General features: G+C 61.5%; 17 protein-coding genes. 9 read left to right on the top strand and 8 right to left on the bottom strand.

Going from position 1 to position 22,359, the window contains the following annotated elements; all coding sequences use genetic code 11:
- Window positions 1-63: 63 nt before the first annotated feature.
- From ACKVY0_RS27460 to glpK, 5 genes are all read right to left on the bottom strand, one after another.
- A complete protein-coding gene (locus ACKVY0_RS27460; RefSeq protein WP_409218071.1) occupies window positions 64-1,761 on the bottom strand; it encodes a hypothetical protein in 1,698 nt (565 codons plus the stop codon).
- 24 nt (window positions 1,762-1,785) lie between these two features.
- A complete protein-coding gene (locus tag ACKVY0_RS27455) occupies window positions 1,786-4,482 on the bottom strand; it encodes a hypothetical protein (RefSeq protein ID WP_409218070.1) in 2,697 nt (898 codons plus the stop codon).
- Window positions 4,483-4,595: 113 nt separating this feature from the next.
- Complete coding sequence (locus ACKVY0_RS27450) at window positions 4,596-5,396, bottom strand: ParA family protein (protein WP_409218069.1); 801 nt, start codon at window positions 5,394-5,396, stop codon at window positions 4,596-4,598.
- 70 nt (window positions 5,397-5,466) lie between these two features.
- Entirely contained in the window at window positions 5,467-6,552 is a 1,086-nt protein-coding gene (locus ACKVY0_RS27445) for a GNAT family N-acetyltransferase (protein ID WP_409218068.1), read from the bottom strand.
- Window positions 6,549-8,039 (bottom strand): glycerol kinase GlpK, encoded by a 1,491-nt coding sequence (gene glpK, locus ACKVY0_RS27440; protein WP_409218067.1) that lies wholly within the window; start codon window positions 8,037-8,039, stop codon window positions 6,549-6,551. The genes ACKVY0_RS27445 and glpK overlap by 4 nt, the downstream gene beginning before the upstream one ends.
- Before the next feature lie 127 nt (window positions 8,040-8,166).
- Here glpK and ACKVY0_RS27435 point away from each other — a divergent pair, with 127 nt between their 5' ends.
- The gene (locus tag ACKVY0_RS27435) at window positions 8,167-8,811 is read left to right on the top strand and encodes a hypothetical protein (RefSeq protein WP_409218066.1); all 645 of its coding nucleotides are present in this window, start codon (window positions 8,167-8,169) and stop codon (window positions 8,809-8,811) included.
- A gap of 6 nt (window positions 8,812-8,817) precedes the next feature.
- Here ACKVY0_RS27435 and ACKVY0_RS27430 read toward each other — a convergent pair whose 3' ends face one another.
- Both ACKVY0_RS27430 and ACKVY0_RS27425 read right to left on the bottom strand, forming a co-directional pair.
- Entirely contained in the window at window positions 8,818-9,915 is a 1,098-nt protein-coding gene (locus ACKVY0_RS27430; RefSeq protein ID WP_409218065.1) for an ATP-binding protein, read from the bottom strand.
- A gap of 17 nt (window positions 9,916-9,932) precedes the next feature.
- On the bottom strand, window positions 9,933-10,562 hold the full coding sequence (locus tag ACKVY0_RS27425; RefSeq protein ID WP_409218064.1) for a polysaccharide biosynthesis/export family protein: 630 nt from the start codon (window positions 10,560-10,562) through the stop codon (window positions 9,933-9,935).
- 91 nt (window positions 10,563-10,653) lie between these two features.
- Between ACKVY0_RS27425 and ACKVY0_RS27420 the strand changes: the two genes are divergently transcribed.
- From ACKVY0_RS27420 to ACKVY0_RS27385, 8 genes are all read left to right on the top strand, one after another.
- The gene (locus ACKVY0_RS27420) at window positions 10,654-12,117 is read left to right on the top strand and encodes an outer membrane beta-barrel protein (protein ID WP_409218063.1); all 1,464 of its coding nucleotides are present in this window, start codon (window positions 10,654-10,656) and stop codon (window positions 12,115-12,117) included.
- A 15-nt stretch (window positions 12,118-12,132) separates the two neighbouring features.
- The gene (locus ACKVY0_RS27415) at window positions 12,133-13,662 is read left to right on the top strand and encodes a lipopolysaccharide biosynthesis protein (protein ID WP_409218062.1); all 1,530 of its coding nucleotides are present in this window, start codon (window positions 12,133-12,135) and stop codon (window positions 13,660-13,662) included.
- A 25-nt stretch (window positions 13,663-13,687) separates the two neighbouring features.
- The gene (locus tag ACKVY0_RS27410) at window positions 13,688-14,437 is read left to right on the top strand and encodes a sugar transferase (RefSeq protein ID WP_409218061.1); all 750 of its coding nucleotides are present in this window, start codon (window positions 13,688-13,690) and stop codon (window positions 14,435-14,437) included.
- Between the two features lie 15 nt (window positions 14,438-14,452).
- Window positions 14,453-15,148, top strand: coding sequence for a hypothetical protein (locus tag ACKVY0_RS27405; RefSeq protein ID WP_409218060.1), 696 nt, complete (start codon window positions 14,453-14,455; stop codon window positions 15,146-15,148).
- 9 nt (window positions 15,149-15,157) lie between these two features.
- Complete coding sequence (locus ACKVY0_RS27400; RefSeq protein ID WP_409218059.1) at window positions 15,158-15,967, top strand: sensor histidine kinase; 810 nt, start codon at window positions 15,158-15,160, stop codon at window positions 15,965-15,967.
- Window positions 15,964-16,359, top strand: a complete 396-nt coding sequence (locus tag ACKVY0_RS27395; RefSeq protein ID WP_409218058.1) for a response regulator — start codon at window positions 15,964-15,966, stop codon at window positions 16,357-16,359. The genes ACKVY0_RS27400 and ACKVY0_RS27395 overlap by 4 nt, the downstream gene beginning before the upstream one ends.
- 280 nt (window positions 16,360-16,639) lie before the next feature.
- Window positions 16,640-19,705 (top strand): PSD1 and planctomycete cytochrome C domain-containing protein, encoded by a 3,066-nt coding sequence (locus tag ACKVY0_RS27390; RefSeq protein ID WP_409218057.1) that lies wholly within the window; start codon window positions 16,640-16,642, stop codon window positions 19,703-19,705.
- Window positions 19,706-19,716: 11 nt separating this feature from the next.
- Window positions 19,717-21,156 (top strand): DUF1501 domain-containing protein, encoded by a 1,440-nt coding sequence (locus ACKVY0_RS27385; RefSeq protein ID WP_409218056.1) that lies wholly within the window; start codon window positions 19,717-19,719, stop codon window positions 21,154-21,156.
- A 428-nt stretch (window positions 21,157-21,584) separates the two neighbouring features.
- On the opposite strand, the gene ACKVY0_RS27380 is transcribed toward ACKVY0_RS27385, so the two are convergent.
- Window positions 21,585-22,359 (bottom strand): sugar phosphate isomerase/epimerase family protein (locus ACKVY0_RS27380; RefSeq protein ID WP_409218055.1); only part of this gene is annotated, 775 nt, incomplete at its 5' end.

Genomic DNA, 22,359 nt, shown 5'->3' with positions numbered 1-22,359 from the left:
CTTCGGGGAGAGGCCGGGTGAGGGGGCGTCTTCAGACTGCGCAGCAGACCAGCATGCTGGAAATCACTTCGTCTTCACCGCTGTGTTGAACGCGGATGCTTCGCCGGTTTGTGGGGTGGCGAGGAGTTCTTTGTGGAAGGCGGTTTGAGCGGGAAGTTTTGCGACGGCTTCGGTCAGGGTGTTCTGAGCGGCTTCGGCATCGGGATGCTGGTGGGTGAGGCTGGCAAGGGCGAGAACATCGTTGACGGCGGGATGGCTTGCGGATTCGACGAGAAGCTGCTGGGCACGATGCGCGATGGTGATGGCGTCGAGCTGGATGGCAAGGGCGATGATGCGACGCAGGGTGGCTTCATCGAGTTGATCACCGGGAATCTGCTGCAAGGTGCGCAGGGTCTGGGAATAGTGCGCGGCATCGAACTGAAGCTGGGCGAGCTGACGCAAGGCGGGAGCATCGCCGGGGAAGCGTTTGAGGAAGCTTTCCCACAAGAAGGGTGCGGAGCCGCTGCCGCGCAGGGTGACATCGATTTGAGTGAGCAGACGCCAGCCTTCACGATCATTCGCGGATGCTTTGAGATGAGCGGCGAGAAGATCGCGTGCAGGGGAAGGAACATTGCCGGTGGCGAGGGCTTGGGCGAGCTGTGGGGCCGATATTGGGTGCTGCGGGCGAGTTTGCAGCGTGGTGAGCAACTTTGAGAGTTCTTTGCCCCGACCGATTTGTGTCGCGAGGGCATGCAGACGGGCAAGCACGCGGGTTTCACCTGCTGCGGCGAGACGGAAGAACATGTCGCAGGCGATGCTGGTCTGCTGATTGAGATCGGCGATGGCGGCGGCTTCGCTGAGCCAGTGGCGGTAGGCGGCGGCGATGGCGGTTCCTGCGGCGATTTGTTCCAGCGTGAACTGATGATCGGGATAGGTGCGGAGCTGGCGCTCGATCCAGGGGAGCAGTTCGTCGGATTCCGCGGCGGCATGGGTGGCAAGCACGGCACGCTGCATGAGGCGCGCTGGAATGGCCTCAGCGGGCTTCAATGCACGCAGAGCATCGAGCACGATGCGGCCGGCTTCGGCATAACGGGTGCCTTCGAGCAGCAGCGTGGTTTGCAGATCAAGAGCGTCCTCGCGTTGCGCGGCTTCGAGGCGCGGCTTGTCGTCGTCGAGCCAGAAGTTGACGACACGCAAGGCGGCGGCGGGACGGCGGGCAAGGCGTGCGGCCTCGGCGAGGTTGAGCACGTTCTGCCAGCTTGCGATGGGAGATTCGCAGGCGCGTTCGTGGATTGCGAGTGCGAGGCTGAGTTCGTTGTTGTCGATGGCCTGGGAGGCGAGCAGTTCCAAGGCTTCGATCTTGTGCGGTTCTTCGAGGCGCTCACCGGAGGCGGAGACGAGCAGGCGGCTGTCATCGACGAGCGGGGCGTCAGCACGCATGAGTTCAGCGAACAGGAGCGCGGTGTTGAGCGGGCATGGGGCGTGAACCGGCCCTTGCTGCACGGTGAGCTGACGCAGCCGTTGTTCCGGCGGTGCCTGACGCCAGTCGTTCAAAGCACGCACTTCACGTTCGGGCAGCATGGCGAGCTGAAATATGGCGGCCTGCTGCAAGTGTTTGGGCGCATTGGCGAGGCGCGTGGCGATGTCGGTGCGCGTGAGTTCGAGCACGGCGTCCTCTTTGACCGGCACAGCATCGTCCGCATGCAAACGCCAGCCCCAGACGATGGCGAGCGCAGTGTAGGAAACGATGAGCAGGAAAATCTGACGTGAACTGCGTGTCATGAAGGCTCGGGAAGGGTGGAAGGATCAGCGCATCACAGCCTGGATGGCGGGCGGCAGCGATTGGAGGGAGACGGTGGCGCGGCAGGCGAGTTCGAGGTGAACGACGCCGTTGGCATCCGCATTCGCAGAGTAAGGGCGGCCGTTTTCGAGGTAGGCGCACTGGCCACGCGGCTCGAAGCCACCGAGGACGATTTCAACGGGACGCAGATCGCGCACCTGGAAGGTGGCGCGACGCGAGGACAGCTCCATGAACTCGACCGTGGTGCTGCTTTCGGCGAGATGGAGGTGCTGTGAGGGTTTGGTCTTGGTGAGGACCAGTTCAGTGCGCGCACGGCCCATGGTGTGGATGTAAATCTGGCCCTGATGGACTGTGTAACCGGACACACCCTGGCACTGTGCCATGTCGGGAACGCCAGCGCTTGCGGCGAGGCGCAGTGTGCGTGAGGCGCCTGCATTCAGAATGATCCAGCGATTGTCACCGGCGCTCAGGATGCGCGTGCGGCGAGCATCACGAACGCTGGCGGCGTAGGTGGCGGCGGTCATCGCGTGCAGCGGCTCCCCGGCGCAGGCATCGAAGGTTTTTTCGAGTGCGGCGACGCCCTGCTCAGTGCGCACGTCAGCAAAGCGGCAACGCACGGCCAATGGTGCCATGCGGATCGAATCTGAGGCAGCCGGGGCGGAGTCAGATGCGGAGGGAAGCTGTTCGACATTCATGGTGCGGCAGAAGCGCAATGCCTCGGGTGTGGGTGCCGCATTGTCAGGCCACAGCATGAGGTTCACATCTTTGCCAAGCGGCAGCAGGCGGCGATGGATGTAGTTCATGGAGCCGGCGATCTCGCGCTCCATGTCGTGACGGGCGGATTTGGCGCGTTCGTTAAGCTTGCTGGTGATGTCGATGCCGGCGGTCCATTGCGATGGGCGGGAAAAGGAGTTCGAGGCGGCCTGGATTTGCGGTATTTCGAAAATGCTGCGGGCGACATGCTCCAGAGGCGGTGCATCCACGGCCTGCTGGCCTGGCAGCCAGCAACGCAGGTCGGCTTCACACACGGCAACGGTGACGGGCAGCAGGTAGCGGTTGAGGATGCGATCACGCATGACTTCGGAGCAAAGCGGAAAGCCAGGAAGCGTGGAGGGTTCAGAAAAACCGGTGCTGTCGATGTGGCTGTAGAAAATACGGCGGCCTTCGCGGGTGGTGGTATCAGGCACGGGAGCGCCGTGATCTGCCCCGAGGCATTGTTCGAGGAAGGCGGGCAGATTGAGCTGGGGGTCTGCCGCTTCAGCGGCGGGATCGATCCACGCACCGCCCCAGGAAGCGAGGAAGGCTTGATCAAAGCGATGATCGGACCCCAGCGCATCCTGACCGTGCAAGGCGAGCACGATGTGTGCATCCGCAGGTGCTTCGAGGTCGAGAAAGCCGAGCGAGCGAGCGGTGATCTTTGCATTCGGGCGCAGCAGGGTGGAATCCATGCTGGCGACACTGGTTTTGACCAGACGCGAGGCAGGCTGAGCCCGGCCGCCGAGGCCGAGATGCTGCATGGCGAGTTGCCGGGCAGCACTGTCGGTCCAAGGCATGCTGGTGAGCAGCAGCGGGATGTTTCTGGCACGCAACGAAGGCAGCCATGCGGCGAGCGTGCGCTGCTGATCGGCGCTGAGCACCAAACTGGAATCGAGGATGACTGCGGCGAAGTCGTGGTCTTTTGGCAGGAAGTCTGCGCCGTTTGCTGCTTGGAAAGTGAGTTCGCAGCCGAGCCATTCGAGTGACTGACGCAGGACGCGGGAGGTGAGGGTGGTTGCAGGCGCGGCGGCTTTTTCACCGACGTGTTTTTCATCCCAGCCATGCAGGACGAGAACACGGCGGGAGATTTCCTCCAGCGGGCCGAGATTGACGCCAACCAATGCGGGCGTGGTGATGAAGGGCAGGGTGCCGATGGCGGTGAGGCGCTTGGCGGCTTCGCGGCAGGCGGCGCGGTCTTCGGCAGGAGCGTAATCGACCGCAAAGACACGCATGCCCTGCATCTGCACGGTGCGGATGAGGCGTGTGAGGCGCTGCGCCTCGGCAATGGGCCTCCAGTCCACCGTGCTGTTTTTTCCTTCGCAGGTGTAAACGCCAAGAGCGAGGAAGCCATCGGCGACATGGATGGCTTCGGTGCCAAGGCCGATATGCAGGTCGAGCAGGATGTGCTTGTCGGGGTAACGCTGACGCAGCGTGGCGGCGAGCGTGACCACGCTGGTGCGTGATGCCGGGTCCGCCTGCTCATTTCCGAGGCTGAGTACGAAACCGTCGAAGCCTTTCTTTGCCACCGGATCGGCCAGTGCCTCGACCACCCAAGCGATCCATTGCGGATCGGCGGGATGCACGATGCGGGTGTGTTTCTCTGTAGCGGAGGGCTTGGAAGCCACCTGACGGTCAGCGACGAGCATGGCCTCACGTGAGCCAGTGCGTACATGAGCAAGGTCGAGCAGCGCGAGGTAGCGATTCCCCTGCGCATGCCCCGGTTCCATGTCGAGTTCGGCATGGGGGTTCAAAATACTCAGGTCAAAGGCGGCGAGGGAGCGGGCATCAGGACGCAGAGATTGATCCACCCACAGACTGCGAAACGCGGGCAGTTCCGCCGCCATTCCGGTGATCGCGGTCAGACTGGTCAGCAGGCCGGCCAAAAGCTGGGAGAGCAGGCGGGACGATGACTTCGGAAACCGTGGAGTGGGTGATGCGGGAGGCATGACAGCGTGCGTGGGCTTTCAAATTTGCGAACGCTGGCATTTTAGAGTCTCGTATTATAGAAGCAATAATTGATGATTCGTTTACAAAACACTTACCACCCTCAAAGCCGCACTCAAGACGCGGCGACTTGTGGCGGCTGGCGCTGAAGAAACTCCTCTGCCAAAGCGCGATACGCCTCGGCGCCTTTGCCATTGGGGTCGTATTCGAGGATGGTTTTGCCGAAGCTTGGCGTCTCCGCCAGTCGCACGGTGCGGGGGATCACGGTCTGGTACATGACATCGCCGGGGAAGTGCTGCCCAACGTAGGCACGCACATCATTGACGACCTGCTGAGAGAGACTGTTGCGGCCATCGAACATCGTCATCAAGACGCCGCCGAGGAGCAGGCCGGGATTGGCACCGCTGGCGATGACCTGCTGAATGATCTGCAGGAAGTCGGAGAAGCCTTCCAGGGCCAGGTACTCGCACTGGATCGGCACCAGCAGCTCATCCGCCGCCGCCAGGGCCGACGTCATGATCACGCCGAGGGAAGGCGGGCAGTCGAGCAGAATGAGGTCGAACACGGGGCAGGGGCGCAGCTCGGCCAGCACATCGCGCATGCGGGTCAGATGCTGGCCGCGTTGGGCGAGTTCGATCTCCGCGCCGGCAAGCTCACGGTGGGAGCGGATGATGAACAGATTCTCCAACCGCGTGCTGCGCACGGCGTCCCAAGCCGGGGTGCCATCCACCAGCGCCGAATAGAGGCTGCCACCCTCCTCCTTGGCCAGCCCAAGCCAGCTCGTGGTGTTCCCCTGCGAATCCAGATCCACCAGCAGCACGCGCTTCCCACGCTCGGCCAGGCAGGCGGCGAGATTGACGCTGGTCGTGGTTTTTCCCACGCCGCCTTTTTGATTGGAGATGGCGATGATGCGCATGACGCTCAGATGGTGGCGGGGTTCAGTAGCATGAAAGCGGGACGAGTCGATGGCTGATCGTGCGTCTTGTTCAGCGCACCACAGTCACCGCCTTCTCCATCACATAATCATCCATGACGAAGCCGCTGCCGATGTCGCTGCACACGTCTTCGGTGAAGTGGAAGCCGTGGCGGAGGTAGGCGCGGATGGCGGGGGCGTTGCGTTTGTTCACGCGCAGGCGCACGATCTTGCAGCGCAGGTCGCGGGCGCGGTCCTCGGCCCAGCGCAGGGTGAGGCCGCCGAGGCCGTGGCCGTGGACCTGGGGCAGAAGGTAGAGCTTGTTGATGAAGAGCACGGGCTCCATGGCGAGCTTTTCAAACGAGATGTAGCCGACGGCGCCACGCTCCTCGACCTCGATGAGCGCATACCACACATCCCGCGCCTGCATCTCGTGTGCCATGTTGCCGGGCTGATACCAGATGGAGAGCATGTAGCGGATCTGCGCGTCGCTGATGATGCCGGGGTAATACGCGAACCAGATGGCGTGCCCGAGCTGCTGCACCATGGGCAGTTCATCGGCACCGATGCGGCGGATGCGTGCGGCAAGCGGCTCGATGGCAGCTTGAATCGTCTGCAACGTCTGCTGCCAGACTTCGAGGTCATTGGCCGGTGAGAGACGCTGAAGATTTGTGGCGATCTGATCGCGCGTGGGCTTCACGAGCTGTTCCTCGCGGATTTGCTTGTCGTCGGCGGGAAATTCCATCGCCGGCAGGATCGTTTTCGCGAGATACCAGCAGGCCCAGGCACGCCAAGTGCGCAGTTCCTTGTTCGGTTCCACCATGCGTGTGGCCAGATGCTGCCAGTGGCGGCGTGGATTGCCGATGAACTGGCCTTCCACACGATTCTGCAAGATCCACAGGAGCGCCTGATATGGCAGCGGCCATTTCGCGATGATCGGCTCGTCAGCGTTCAACGGCAGCGAGAGAGCCCGGTTGATCAGGAGAATGCTTTTGGCCGGAAAACCTTCGCGCCACAGGCTCTGCGCATAATGCAGCGCCGTTTCATAGAACAGCGGCCCACGCTCGTGATTCAGCGCCTCGACATCCGTGTGATCGTAATGGCGGTTCTCCTCCGGCAGCAGCGGACAGGGCGGATTGATCCACGCAGTGTGCTTCACGCGGATTTCTCCTCCCACGCTTTGGCGCGGGTGAGCGCACGATTCCAGCCATGGGTAATTTTGGCGCGAGCGGCGGCTTTCATGGATGGTTTGAACTTACGATCCATCTGCCAGTGCTTCGCGATGTCGGCCACGTTCTTCCAAAAGCCGACGGCAAGTCCCGCAAGACAGGCGGCACCGAGCGCGGTGGTTTCATTCACCTTGGGTCGCACCACGGGCACGCCGAGCAGATCGCACTGCATCTGCATGAGCAGGTTGTTCACGCAGGCGCCGCCATCGACGCGGAGTTCCTTCAGCTTGATGCCTGCATCAGCTTCCATGGCCTTCAAGATGTCCATGACCTGCAAAGCGATGCCTTCCAGCGCTGCACGAGCGATGTGTGCCGCCGTGGTGCCGCGTGTCATGCCCACGAGCGTGCCACGCGCATACGCGTCCCAATGCGGGGCACCGAGACCAGCGAACGCAGGCACAAGATAGACGCCACCCGTGTCCGGCACGCTCGAGGCGAGCGATTCGACATCGGCGGAGGTCTTGATGATGCACAAACCATCGCGCAGCCATTGAATCGCCGCGCCGGCGATGAACACGCTGCCTTCCAGCGCATACTCGGTGCGTCCGTCGATGCGCCAAGCCACGGTAGTGAGTAGTTTGTTTTTGGAAGCGATGGGTTTGGTGCCGGTGTTCATCAGCATAAAGCAACCGGTGCCATACGTGTTCTTCACCATGCCGGGTTTGGTGCATACTTGGCCGAACAACGCGGCTTGCTGATCTCCCGCGATGCCGGCGACGGGAATACTGCCACCGAGCAGCGATGTCTCGCCAAATACGCCGCTCGAATCCTTCACTTCCGGCAGCATGGAACGCGGCACGCCGAAGATCTTCAGCAACTCGTCGTCCCAGTCACCTTTGCGGATGTCGTAGAGCATCGTGCGCGAAGCGTTGCTGACATCGGTGGCATGCACCTTGCCGCCGGTGAGATTCCACAGCAGCCAGGTGTCGATGGTGCCGAAGGCGAGTTCGCCCTTTGCGGCGCGGGCTTTGAGGCCTTTCACGTTTTGCAGCATCCACTGCACCTTCGTGGCGGAGAAGTAGGCATCGACCACGAGGCCGGTCTTGCGCTGGATGAGCTTGTCGAGCTTCTGCGCACGCAGTTTGTCGCAGAGAGACGCTGTGCGGCGGTCCTGCCAGACGATGGCGTTGCAAACCGGCTTTCCCGTCTGGCGATCCCACACGACGGTCGTCTCACGCTGGTTCGTGATGCCGATGGCGGCCACATCCGATGCTGTGGCGCGTGCGGTTTGCAGCACTTCCGCCGCCACGCCAGCCTGCGTGGCCCAGATTTCCTGCGCATCGTGCTCCACCCAGCCCGGCTTTGGGAAAATCTGCCGGAACTCTTTCTGCGCCGTCGCCACGATGCCGCCGTCGTGGTTGAACAGAATGGCGCGTGAACTGGTGGTGCCCTGATCGAGTGCGAGAATGAATTTCATGGTTAATCACTATGTTCCCAAGACCTGCGGGCGGAGTCAATGGCTTACAAACAGCCGGGCAACATGTAGGTGGCGTTTTTCGCCGTGAATGAATACTCTTGCCGCGAAACCAACCCATCCCACCATTATGCAAACCATCACTGAATCTGCTGCGCCCGCCGCACCGCGTGCGCGTTCCACGAAGAAAGTCGTTCTCATCACCCTCGCCGTCATTCTTGGCTGCGCGGGCATCGCCGCCGCCACCGGCGGTCTCTGGGTCAAACACACGTTCTATCCTTCGCCGATCACGCCCGTGAGTCTCACCGCTGCCGAAAAGGCGGAGTTCGACAGCAAGCTACAGACCTTGGGCAATCCAGCCGCTATTCCTGCGGACGAGGTGAACCGCACCTTGCTTATCTCTGAACGCGAGGTGAACGCCTACTTGGCCCAGCAGCAGCTTGGCGAAAACGTGGAGGTGAAGTTTGGCGAAGGCACTGTCTCCGCCGCCGTCATCTTCACGGCTCCCGAAGACTTTCCGGTGTTCCCGAACCAGAAAATTCGCCTGCGCTTCACCTTCGGCACCAGTTTGACACCGGAGCACAAGCTGTCGCTGAAGCTCGACGATCTGAGCCTTGGCGGCATCTCGCTGCCGAACAGTTGGATCGGCGACATCAAGGGTGTCGATCTGGTGGCCGAAAATGTGGAGAGCGATCCTGCGCTGCAAAAATTCCTCGCAGGCATCAAGTCACTGGAAATCCACAATGGCACGCTGCGCCTAGCACTGAACAAATAAGCCGCGTCACGCCTTCAACGGCAGCGTGAAGCAGAACACACCGCCGCATCCGGCCACTTCCTTCGGCCAGATGCGGCCGCCGTGGTCTTCGACGATGTTTTTGCAGATGGAAAGACCGAGACCAGTGCCAGTAGGCTTACCGTCGGTGAAGAAAGGCGTGAACAGCTTGTCAACGATGCCGGGCTTGAAGCCGCGGCCGGTGTCCTCGACCTCGGCATAGATCTCACGCGGCCGTTCCTCGAAGCGAACCATGATGCGCCCGCCATCCGGCATGAAATCGGCGGCGTTGTTGAAGAGATTGAAGAAGACGTGGTCGAGACGACGAATGTTGAGCGGCATCACCACCGAAGGCACCTCGGTCTGCACCTCGACGACGACTTTTTTGTTCTCCAACTCGTCGCGAGTCTGATCAATCACCTCGGCGAAGTAAGCGGCGAAGTTCGTCGGCTCCAGCGCATGCTGGGTGGAGCCTTCGCTGACACGCAGCAGTTCGTTGAGCATGTGCGTGAGCCGCTCCACCTGCTGATGAATGCGTTTTTTCGCCTTCTGACGCAGCTCTGAACTGGCGCGATCGGAGGCAGCAGCATCGGCGCCAAGAGCGATGACGCTGAGTGGGTTTTTCAAATCATGCACGATGGAACGTGCAAAGCGGCCCATGAGCGAAAGGCGCTCGGCTTCGAGCATTTCCTGCACAAAATGGCTGTTCGTCTCGCGCATGCGATGGCTGAAGGCGTGGAGCAAGGCGAAGACAAGCTTGGGAGACTCTTCCATCAGATGCGTGACCTGGTCGCGCGACACAAACAGCAGGCGCGAGTCCTGCTGCGCTGTCGCCGAGGCAGAACGCGGCGCATTGTTGATGATGGCCATTTCACCAAAGAAATCACCCGCCACGAATTCACGCAGCGCATGCTTGTTCGACTGGCTGACGAACGCAGAGATGCGAACGAGGCCGTCGAGGATGGCATAGAGGCCGTCGCCGGGATCGCCTTCCTCGAAGATGACCTCACCAGCCTTGTATTCGCGAACGACCGGCTCGACCTGCTGCTGCTTCAGTTCGGACTCCAGGATACTGACAAAGGTGGCTCTGGGTTCGGCGGCGCTCATGGAGTGGTGGACGGAAATTAAAACGTGCGTTCCGTCACCGTGATGACATCGCCCGGAATGATGATGATCGGCGGCTGCCCTGGCAGCGTGGCATGTTGTTTCAAATCGACGGCATAGACCTGGCTGCCACGTTTCAGCAGCACGCGTGACTGCCGTGCGAGACGCGTGTAACCACCCGCAAGGGCAACGGCCTCCTCAAGCGTGAGGCGTGGCTGCACGCCGCGAGGAAAATTGTAGCGACCAGGCTGAGTGACCTGGCCGAGGATGGAATACGCCAGGCTGACGTATTCGATCACCTGCACCTGGGCGCGAGCCTTGACCAGAATGCGGTTCTCCACGGCATACGAGTTCAGTTTCGCCGCGAGCGTAGCGGGACTCGATCCGGCCGCCTTGATCTCCGCATTGCCTTCGGAGGACAGCGTCGGCACGTTGATCATGCCATTCCAATCCACACGCACCTGCTGGGTAAGGTCGGGTTCGCCTGCAAAGGTGATGGTCAGCAGATCTCCCGGCTGGATGCTGTAATGAGCGGCGGAAAGCGGCGGTGGTGGCGGTGGCGGCAGCTCAGAACCGTATTTCGTCGCACACGAAGTGAGCAGCAAACAGAGTGCCAGACCCGGCAGGCAGAACGTGAGCGAAAGCTTCATGGGTTCGTGGTTACTGGATTGAGTTGAGAGTGTCAATATAAAGGATCGTGAAAAGTCTTGACGGTCTCCGCTGATCTACACTTAATGATTTGTGGAATTCCGCGCTGCATTTCTGCTGACAATCAGCCTGACCGTTTCTGTGCTGACCAGCACAGGCGTCGGCGCGGTCGAGCCCCCCGTGCAGAAGCCGGTGTTGCCGCCGATTCCGGCGATGCTGCCGCCGAAAAGTGACGACGCCATCACCCCGCTGCCCAACGCATTGCGGCAAATTCAGCAGGAGCCGTTGCTTCTGCTGCCGCCGCTGAATGGTGAGGGAGCAGCCGTGGCCGTCACGCGCTCCGCATCCTCGCGTCGTGCCGCGAATCCTGATGTGGACCCGACCGTGCAACTGCGCCGCTGGCAGACCGTGGCGTCCGCCGCCGGGATGCAGCCTTACACCTGGGTTTCATCGGGTGATGTCACCGCACGACTTGCGCTGGGGGTGCAGTCCACGTTCTTTTACACCGACAACCTGTACTTTCAGACCCCTGGCCGCACGACGGGCCAGGCCATGTTCGAACTCTCCCCGATCATCAAACTTGATCTCGGCGACCCGCAGGGCGGGATCAGTGGAGCGGGATCCAGGCAGTCGGAGTATTACGCCAGCCTGCTTTATGTGCCGACGTTCTTCTACCATCTCAGTGAGGACATCGACGACTACGCACAGCATTTTCTCGGCGAAATCGGCCGGGTGAACGAGGTGTCCCGCTCCGTGCTGCGCGTGGATTATGACGAGCGCCTCCTTGCATCGTCGGAAAACACCTCGCCGGAGGAGAACTACACGCTGCTGGACGCCTCCGCGCTGACGGAGTACCGCATCACGCCGCTCACCACGTTGCGTGGCAAGGCCAGCCGCCGCAGCATTTCCCTGACCCGGGGCACGTCAGGCCGCGAAACGTGGATCGGCGAGGCGGGGCTGGTGCGTGAGATTTCACCGAAAACCAAAGTCGGCATCAACGCCGAGGTCGGCCACATCATGTCTGAGCAACGGGCGCTCGGATCGCAGCGGTATCAGCAGGCGCTGATTTCCGTCGATTGGAAGCCCACGGCCAAACTGGGGCTGACCACGTACATCGGCATGGAATGGCGCGAGTTCACCCAGGTGGTGCCGCGCGGCCTGATGACGAGCTTTGTGACCAATTCCGCCCTCAACTGGCAGGCTACGGAGAAAACGCGCATCAATCTGCGGCTGCGGGTGCATAACGAGCCTTCCGTGATTGCGCAGGGATCGCTGTTCCGCGCGGTGCGCTTCGGGTCCGACCTCACGCATGATTTTGGCGTGCATTATTACACCACGATGGAAACCACCGTCACCCGGCGGCAGTACGACAGCGGCCGACGTGACTGGGAGCCGACGGTGCGCATTGTCCTCGGTTATCGGGACGACAATGACAAGCTCCACAACCGCACCAACATCGAGCTGTTCCTCCAGTGGCACGAACGCCTCCGCAACGACATTCCGAATGCGGACGTCATGCGCACGCAGGTCGGCGTGCAACTCACGCGCTATTTTTGATCCACCACACCACGCATGAGCATCGCATCACCCGACCACGGCCCCGAGCGCTTTCTGCGCACGGAGCACTTGCAGCAGGATCTCGGCGGACGTGCCATGCGTGGTGGAGTGATCACGATGCTGGCCCAAGTAGGCAAGTTTGGGTTCCAGATCATCAACATGGCCGTGCTCGCCCGGCTGCTCTCGCCGGATGACTTCGGCCTCGTCGGCATGGTCACGAGTCTGGTGGGTTTTTTGACCATCTTCAAAGACCTCGGCCTTTCTGCGGCGACGATTCAGCGTCCTGAAATCACGCATGCGCAGGTCAGCACGCTGTTCTGGGTGAATGCCGGCTTCGGTCTGCTGCTGGCGGTGCTAACGCTGGCCGCAGCACCGCTGGTGACTTCGTTTTATCATGAGCCACGGCTGTTCATCGTCACCTGCACGCTGGCGGCGGGTTTTGTCATCTCCGGCCTCTCGGTGCAGCATCAGGCGCTACTGCGGCGGCAGATGCACTTTGGTGCGATCATGAAGATCGATCTGCTCGCGCTCGGCTGCGGCACCATGACAGCGGTGGTCACCGGCTGGCTCGGTTACGGCTATTGGGCGTTGGTGTGGCTGCAGTTGGTGCTCATGACTGTGACAACGGTCTCATCATGGATCGCCTGCGGCTGGCGGCCCGGCGGCTGGCATCGCGAGTGCGGCGTGCGCGACATGCTCGGCCTCGGTGGCTGGCTGGCGGCGTTCCGCATGGTAAGCTACTGGATTCAAAACGTGGACAACGTGCTCATCGGTCGCTTCTGGGGCACGCAGTCCCTCGGCTACTACATGCGTGCGTATCAGCTCCTCGTGATGCCGCTGTCGCAGATCAACCTGCCCATCGGCGAAGTCACGATCCCTGCACTCAGCCGCATGACGGTCGAAGTGCAGCGTTACCGTGATGCCTATGGCAAGGTGCTGCAGATGGTGCTGCTGCTCACGCTGCCGGTCGTCGTCGTGACCGTCGGTGCCGCCGACTGGGTGATCGAAGTCGTGCTGGGCCGGCAATGGATCGCCGCGGCGGACATTTTCATGTGGCTGGGCATCATGGCCTTTGCCGAACCGGTGCGCTACACCACCAGTTATCTGTTCATCTCGCAGGGCCGGACGAAGGAGATGTTCATCGCGGAGCTGGTTTCCAGCATCTTCCTCATCGCCGCCATCGTCATCGGGGTCATGTACAGCACCAAGATGGTCGCCATCTGCTTCGCCATCTCCAGCCTGCTCATCCGCACGCCGATTGTGCTGTGGTATGTGGGCCGCTCCGGCCCGGTGCGCACGTTGGAGATTTATCGGATCGCCTTGCCATTCATTCTCGCCTCTCTGCTGGCCTTGGCGGCACTGTTCGGTTTCCGGCACGCCGCGCTCGTCACAAATCCATGGCTCGGCGTCATCATCGCCACCGCTATCACCGGCAGCGTCTTTTTGCTCGTGCTCCTGCTGATTCCCGGCACACGTCGCTCGCTCAAAGACGTGCGCCAGTTGCTGCCAATGCTGCGCAAATCGAAAGCTCCCGCTGCTTCCTGACCATCATCCTTCCAACCACGACACCATGAGCCAGACCACCCAAACCAGCCTGTGGCAGCATCTCGCCGCCTACGCCCTGCTTGCCAGACATCATCTGCGTCACGGCCTGCGCAAAGGTGCCAAGCGCGGTCTCGATCTCGCCGTCGGCCTCACCATGGTGCTGCTGCTCTCCCCGCTGCTCATCACCGCCGCGCTCATGATCATCATCGTGGATGGCAAACCCGTCACCTTCGCCGGCAAACGCGTCGGCAAGTTCAGCCGCCTCTTCCCCATGATGAAATTCCGCACCATGCGCCGCGATGCGGAGGCCATCGAAAAGAAAATCCAGGAGCACAAGATCAGCCAGACCGCGCAGCACTTCGTCGATCCCGAGCACGAGTCCGTCATGAAGCTGCGGCATGCCCTGCTGAAGTTCTCCAGCGCGGAAAAATACCCCAACGACCCGCGCATCCTGCCCTGCGGCAAATTCATGCGCAAATTCTCCGTCGATGAGCTGCCGCAGCTCTTCCACATCGTCTCCGGCGACATGAGCCTCGTCGGCCCGCGCCCGTTCGCCATGTGGGAGGTGGCGGAGTTCACCCCGCGCGATTTGCTGCGTCACAAGATCAAGCCCGGCCTCACCGGCCTGTGGCAGATCAGCAACCGCAACAGCATCACGCACGATGAAGCCATCGGCCTCGACTTAAAATATGCCGCCAAGCAGAGTTTGTGGCTCGATCTGAAAATCCTGCTCATGACCGTGCCAATCGCGCTCAAGAATCGCGGCGGCAACTGAACCTCTTTTCCCACGATGAACTGCGACGCCATACTTCACGACCAGCCACGCCAGACGCTCAACGACGAACCCTTCCTGCTCTGGGAAATCGGCCAGCGCCGTGTCATTGAGCACTGGATGGACCATCTCTTCCGCAGCAACGCCACCATGACCCTCTGGCTGGAGAAAGACGATGAAGCACTGGCCGCCGTCATCCGCGACACCTTCCCGCTTTGCAAACGTGTCGATGTCAAAAGTGGTGTCCCCGATGCCGCCACCGGCTTCTGCACCTATGTCGATGCCAATGGCACCATCCAGCTTCAACGCGGCAGCACCATCGTCTCCCTGCTGCCCGATCAGCCCACCACCAAGACTTGGTTTGCCATGGTTAAAAAATGGCTGGCCGAACAGCAAAAGTTCGGCACGCAGTTGCCCGAGATCGAGACGCAGATCGCTCCCGGTGTCATCATCGGTCATCATTGCAGCATCTCGAAGGACACCGTCTTCAACGCCCCCTGCTGGATCGGCAGCGGCTGCACCATCAGCGGTGCCACCATCGGCCCCAATGCCGTCATCGGCGAGGAATGCATCATCGCCGCCGGTTCGCATATCACCGAGTCCTATGTACTGAGCCGCCGCTTCATCCGTCCGAACACACGGCTGGATGGCGTCGTCGCCACGGCCAGAAGATTTTTGGATCATGCAACGGGTGAACCCGTCTTCTTGTCATAGCCCCGCATCATGAACAGCGCACCACCCGACAGCCCTCCCCCGGCCCAATCCACCCTGCAGCAGCTTGAAGAAGGTGGGGCGCTCTCACAATTTGCCTCCAGCATTGCGCATGAAGTGTGCAATCCGCTCAGCCAGATCGTGCTGGCGACCGACTTGCTCGCCGGTCCGCGGCCGATGACGGACGACTTCCGCAAAAAAATCATCACCTTCCTGCGCCAGGGGGCCGAGCGCATCGACAAGGCGATGAAAAGCATGCTGCAGACCTGCGCGCCGATTGAAACCAGCATGGTTGCCGCAGATGCCAATGCTCTCGTCGAAGCAGCGCTCGACTCCCTCACCGTGGACGCCAGCGTGCGGGTGGAAAAACATTTCGCGTCGAACCTGTCCACCATCCTGATCGATCAAAAGCACATGACCGAGGCCATGGCGGGCATCTGTGCCAACGCCCTCGACGCCATGCAGCCCGGCGGTGGCACGCTCACGATCACCACCTCCGCCAAAGTCTTCACCAGCAGCGAGCGTGAAGGCTGGCAGCGCCAGTCCTGGTTTCGTGCCGGCGACCATGCGGTCGTCATCGAGATCGCCGACACCGGTCACGGCATCCACAAAAGCCAGATGCCCCTCATCTTCGAGGCGTTTTACACCACCAAGACCGCCGGCAAAGGCGCGGGGCTCGGCCTCACCGTCGCCAAAAAGGTCGTTGATTTGCACCATGGACGACTGGAGATAAGCAACCGGCCTGAAGGTGGCGTTCAGGCCGTCCTGACCTTGAAATCTGCCGCCGGACCTTCCAACCTTGATTCACAACCACTTGCATGAGCGACTCTCCCGATTCCGCGAAGAAAAAAATCCTGCTGATCGATGACGAGCCCTTCATCACCAGCCTCATGGCCATGAATCTCGAGGATTCCGGCCGCTACGAGGTCCGTGAGCAAAACGATTCCCTCAAGGCGCTCGAAACGATCATGGATTTCGTTCCCGACCTCGTCGTGCTCGATGTCATGATGCCCGATCTGGACGGTGCCGACATCATCTACCGCCTGAAAAATGATGCGCGGCTCAAGCACATCGCCGTCGTCTTCCACACCGCCACCGTGCGTGAGGCCGAGCTGCACGCCCATGGCGGCATCATCAGCGGCTTCCCCTTCCTCGCCAAACCCGCCACCACCGACCAGATGATCGACTTCATCGAGAAGCATCTGCCGAAGTGAGCGCCGCGCCTTAAATGTAGAGCCTGGCAGACACCCGATTCCGCGACGGCACCGACTCGGTATCAGAATACCGAGCTACAAGTAAGGCAGCCGACGCGCTGCTTCACTTTCATCAGGGAGTGTGAGAAATGCAGGCCAGCCGCGCCATCACTGGGCAGTAAACCCTGGCAGATTGCGGCTGGGTTCATTCTTGATGACTGGAAGTCTTGCGCTGCCAGCGGCGTATCGCTCACGGAGCCAGGACGCATGATGTGTGAGGCTCCTCCCCCGCCCGAATCTCATGACGCACGCTTTTTTCCTGGTCCTCCTCAGCAGTCTTGCCGCCGCCGCACTGGCGCGTGCGACAGAGCCTTTAGCGGCGGCAGAGGCGCTCGCTTTTTTTGAAAACAAGGTGCGGCCAGTGCTCGCGGAGAAGTGCTACAGCTGCCATTCGGCAGCGGCGCAGGCGCAGGGAAAGCTCAAGGCGGAATTGTTCGTGGACAGTCGTGAGGGCCTCCTCAGCGGGGGCGAGTCCGGGCCTGCCATCGTCGTTGGCAAGCCGCAGGACAGCGTCTTGATGAAGGTGCTCAGGCATGAGATCAAAGACGCCGAGATGCCACCGAAGGGCAAGCTGGAGGCCAGCGTCATCGCCGACTTTGCGCAATGGATTGCGCTGGGTGCTGCTGATCCGCGCATCGCCACCGCCCCGCTGACGAAGCTCAAGCGCGTCATTGATGTGGCCCAGGGCAAGCAGTGGTGGGCATTCAAGCCGATGCTGCAGCCGCCGGTGCCTGGCGTTAAAAACACGGCATGGCTGAGGACGCCGGTGGATGCCTTCATCCTCGCGAAACAGGAGGCGGCGGGGCTTGCCGCCAATCACCTAGCGAGCCAGGAGAAGCTCCTGCGCCGTGCTTGCTTTGATCTCACCGGGCTGGCGCCCACGCCGGAGGAGCGCGCCGCTTTTTTGAACGACCACAGCCCGCAAGCCTATGCGCGGCTCATTGATCGCCTGCTCGACAGTCAGCGCTACGGCGAGCGCTGGGGGCGGCACTGGCTGGATGTGGTGCGCTTCGCCGAGAGCGGTGGCTATGAGTTCGATGGCTTCCGCCCCGGTGCGTTTCACTACCGCGACTGGGTCATCAAGGCGATCAACAACGACATGCCCTATGACGCCTTCGTGCGCATGCAGCTCGCGGGTGACAAGCTCACGCCTGACTCTTATGAAGGGGCCGCTGCCGCCGGCTTCCTCGTCGCCGGGCCTTACCCTGGTCAAATCACGGTCAAGACCGTCGAGAAGATCCGCTATGACCAACTCGATGACATGGTCTCCACTATCGGCAGTGGCTTGCTCGGCCTCACCATGTCCTGTGTGCGCTGCCACGATCATAAGCTCGATCCGCTGCCGCAGCGCGACTACTACGGCATCGCCGCCGCACTGGCGACCACCACGCATGCTTCGGTGAAGCTGGATCTCGCGCGTGCCGAAACGCAACGCAAACAAGCCCAGCATGAGCAAGCCGCCGCGCCGCTGCGTGCCGCGTTGAAGCAGTTTGAGAGCGCTGAGTTTACCCAGCGCTTCACGACCTGGCAGCAGCGTGATTTGCCAAAACTCTCCTCTAACACGACCTGGCAAACTTTTGACGCCCGCAAGGTCTCCGCGCAGAGCGCCGTGCTCGATGCTGACACCGACGGCCATGTGCTCTACCACAGCAACAAGGTCAAAGACGACCTCTACACCGTCAAAACCATCACCTTCCAGAAAGGGGTGCGCGCCTTCCGCCTCGCTGCCTTGAGTGATGCCAAATCACCGGCCAAAGGCCCCGGTTTGTCAGAAAACGGCAACTTCGTGCTCGGTGATTTGAAGATCATCGCCCGCCCACTCGACGCGAACAACAAGACCAAGCCCATCACGCTCAAGTTGAAGCCAGTGCAGGTCAGCTTTGAGCAGAAGGGCTACCCGCTCGCCTCGGTGGTGGATAACAACCCCAGCTCCGGCTGGGCCATCGCCCCGCAGATGGGCAGGGATCACGCCGCGATGTTCGCCATCGAGGGCGCAGTCGCAGGCTTCGAGGGTGGCACCGAGTTTGAGTTCCAACTGCGCTTCAGCGGCTTCTTCGGCCTCGGTAAAATGAGTCTCGCCTTTAGCAACTCGGTCCAGGAAGCGAAGCTCGACGACCAGCAGGACATGCAACACCTGCGCGAAATTCAAACCCTCAGCGCCGGCCATGAAACGCCGCTCACTGACACCACGCGCTCATTGCTGCTCCCTTGGTTCGGCCGCTTCGACCCACGCGCGAAGCAAGTCGTCGATGCGCTCGCCCTGCACGAGCGCAAGCGCATCGAGCCGAGTTTGACCGAAGTTTATTCGACCAAAGACGGCGGGCAGGACGTGTATCACCTGCGGCGTGGTGAAGTCGATCGCAAGGAAGGCAAGGCCAGCCCCAATTTCATCCAGGTGCTCATGCGTAGCGGCGAGGTGAGCGCGCCTGCGCAAATGAAGTGGCGCGCTGATCCCGTGGCCAAGAAACCCGAGGCGCATCCGCGTATCGCCTTGGCCAACTGGATGACCGATCCACATGACGGCGGCGGCACGCTGCTCGCGCGCGTCATCGTCAACCGCCTCTGGCGTCAGCACTTCGGTCGCGGCATCGTGCCGACCACCAATGACTTCGGCACGCAAGGCATGAAGCCCACGCATCCCGAGCTGCTCGACTATCTCGCCGCCGAACTCATCCGCAACGGCTGGCACCTCAAGCCCATCCAGCGCCTCATCATGCTCAGCGCCGTTTACATGCAGTCCGGCGATGTCAACGCCAGCAACGTCCAGCGCGATCCCGACAACAATCTCTGGTCCCAGCGTCCCGCGCGTCGGCTTGAAGCAGAAGCCATCCGCGATGAGCTGCTGCAAGTCGGCGGCAAGCTCGACGAGAAACTCTACGGCCCCTCCGAGGCCAGTCACGAAAGCCGCCGCCGCAGCGTGTATCTGCGCGTGAAGCGCAGCGAGCTGATCCCCTTCATGACCATGTTCGATGCCCCCGAGCCCACGCTCAGCATCGGCGACCGCAGCGGCACCACCGTGCCCACCCAAGCACTCGCCAGCATGAACTCTACCTTTGTGCGCGAACTCGCCGGACGCCTGCAACAGCGCATCCAAGCCACCGCCCCGGCCAGCGTCGATCTCGCCATCAGCAAGGCCTACGAACTCGCCTTGTGCCGGCTGCCCACGCCGGCTGAAACGTTGCGCATGAAAGCCTTCATCGACCAGCAAACCCAACTCCTCGGCAACAAACCCGACTCCGCCGCCCAGGCCATGCGGGAGTTCTGTTTGGCGCTGCTTTGCCTCAACGAGTTTATTTACATCGACTGAATCCCATCGCCATGTTCAACCACCCCAGCAGCGATCTCGTCCTGCCCAGCCGCCGTCAGTTCCTGCAACGCACCGGCCTCGGCTTTGGCTCATTAGCCTTCGCCTCCATGCTCCATGAGCAACAGGCCAAAGCCGCCGATCCACTCGCGCTGCGCCCGCCGTTGTTCGCTCCGCGCGCGAAGTCCGTCATCTGGTTGTTCATGACCGGCGCACCCTCGCAAGTCGATACTTGGGACTACAAACCCGAGCTGCAAAAGCGCGGCGGCCAGACCCTGCCCGGCAGCGATCCCAAGACCGGCTTTTTCACCACCAGCGGCAAATGTCTGGCCTCGCCCTTTGGCTGGAAGCAGCATGGCAAATCCGGCTCCTGGGTGTCGGACATCTTCCCGCATCTCTCGCAGCACGTGGACGAGATCGCCTTCATCCACAGCATGTATTTGAAGGCCAACAATCACGCCCCGGCCGCCATGGAACTCATGTGCGGCGTCAACCTGCCCGGCAGGCCAAGTGCCGGAGCCTGGGCCACTTACGGCCTCGGCACCGAGAATCAAAACCTGCCATCATTCGTCGTGATGCACGAAACGCGGCCTCGCGGTGACGATCAAATCTGGTCCGCCGGCTTCCTGCCCAAAACCTTCCAGGCGCTCACGCTCGATGCCCGCCGCAACGGTGCCATCGACAACCTCACGCGCCAGCCCAGCCAAAGCGACTCGCAGCAGCGCGCCTCACTGGATCTGCTACGCGATTTGAACCAGCAGCACGCCATCAAGCGCCCCACGCAGGCCGACCTCACCGCGCGCATCAACTCCTTCGAGCTCGCCTACCGCATGCAAATGTCCGCCCCCGAGGCGCTCGACATCAATCAGGAAAGCGAGGCCACCAAGCAGCTCTACGGCCTCGATAAAGCGCATTGCCAGGTCTTTGGCCGCCAGTGCCTCACCGCGCGCCGCCTGGTCGAGCGCGGCGTGCGCTTCGTACAAATCTTCGCCGGCAAGAACTCCTCAGGCGACGGTGCGGTCAACGACGTGCCCTGGGATGGCCACAACAACATCGAGACCAATCATCGCAGTTGCGCCGCCGCCACCGACCAGCCCGCCGCCGCGCTGCTAAAGGATCTCAGCGCACGCGGACTGCTGGAAGACACCCTCGTCATCTGGGGTGGCGAGTTTGGCCGCACCTCCGACTCGCAGGGCACTGTCGGACGCGATCATAACCCCAACGGCTTCACCCTCTGGATGGCCGGCGGCGGCGTGAAGGGTGGCTACCACCACGGCAGCACCGACGAATTTGGTTACAAAGCCGTCGAAAACAAAGTCCACGTCAACGACCTGCACGCCACCATCCTGCACCTGCTCGGCCTCGATCACGAGCAGCTCACCTACCGCCACAGTGGCCGCGACTATCGCCTCACTGACCTCGGCGGCCGCGTGATCAGCGAGCTACTGGCGTGAGCTGGAGTGGCGAGGAGTCGTCGCCTTTTCAAAGCCGACGATTCGTCGGGCTGAGTTGGTGTTCTCGGTTGGTTTCGTCCTCGAAACGGCGTGTGGAGTGTGGCGCGAAGCTTCTGCATCTCGTCCTCGTCCTCCTACTCGAACTCGTCCTCGATCACAGCGCGTGGTGATGTCTGCGAGGTGAATGTTTGGATGAATCCCAATTCTGCCGCCTCCATTCTACTGCCTGCCATCATGGCAGTCACCCCAAGCCGCCTGAGCGGCTTGATAACCTCGCGTGGCTGACGCAGGGCAAAGAGTAGCTTCGAGCGGTGCTCGAAGTTACAGCACCACCGCACTGTCTTCCATGCCGCTCTTGTAAGCCACGGCCTTCACCGTGATGCCCGGCCACACGCTGATCGCGCCGTAATACACATGGGTTGTGATGGCTAATGCGGCCAGTGCTGCGCGATCTTCTTTTTCAAGAACTCGACGCTGCGCGCGAGCTGCTCCATGCCATCGACGCCGTCTTCGATGCTGATCCATCCGTTGAAGCCTTTGCTCTTCAGCTCGGAGAAGATGGCGTCGTAATCATTGAGGCCTTTGCCGATTTCGCCGTGGCGGAGGCGCTTGGCGTAGCCTTGAGCGCCGCCTTCTTCTTTGCGGAGGTCTTCAATAGTGCCCTCGGCGAGATAGCGGTCGCTGGCGTGCATGGTGACGACGCGATGCGAGACGCGCTTCAGCAACTCGATGGGGTCTTCACCGGCGAGGTAGGTGTTCGAGGGGTCGTAGTTCACGCCGAAGTTCGGGTGATTCACGGCATCGACGAGCTTGCAGAAAACATCCATCTTCTGTGCGAACTCGGGATAGTCCCAGAAGTCGTCCTTGTAGTGGTTCTCGATGATCAGCGTGATGCCGCGCTCCTGCGCATACGGCAGGCAGGCATAAATCGAGTCCGCAGCGAGTTTCACACCTTCATCCAGCGTCAACTCAGGCCGACGCTGCCCGCTGAGCACACGGCAGTAGCTGCCGCCGAGCGTGTGCGTCATGTCGATCCAGCGCTTCTGCTTGGCGATCTCCTTTTCGCGAAACGCCGTTTCGGGATGCGTGAAATCGGGCGAACAGCACATCATCGGAATCACCTTGCCGGTGTCCTCGACCTCTTTGCGGAAACGCGGCCAGTTTTTCTCGTCGGCCATCTCCAGGAAGCCCGCATACCATTCG

The sequence above is a fragment of the Prosthecobacter sp. genome (genome assembly GCF_046154365.1).
Classification (GTDB): domain Bacteria; phylum Verrucomicrobiota; class Verrucomicrobiia; order Verrucomicrobiales; family Verrucomicrobiaceae; genus Prosthecobacter.
This window is presented reverse-complemented; position numbering and strand designations above follow the sequence as displayed.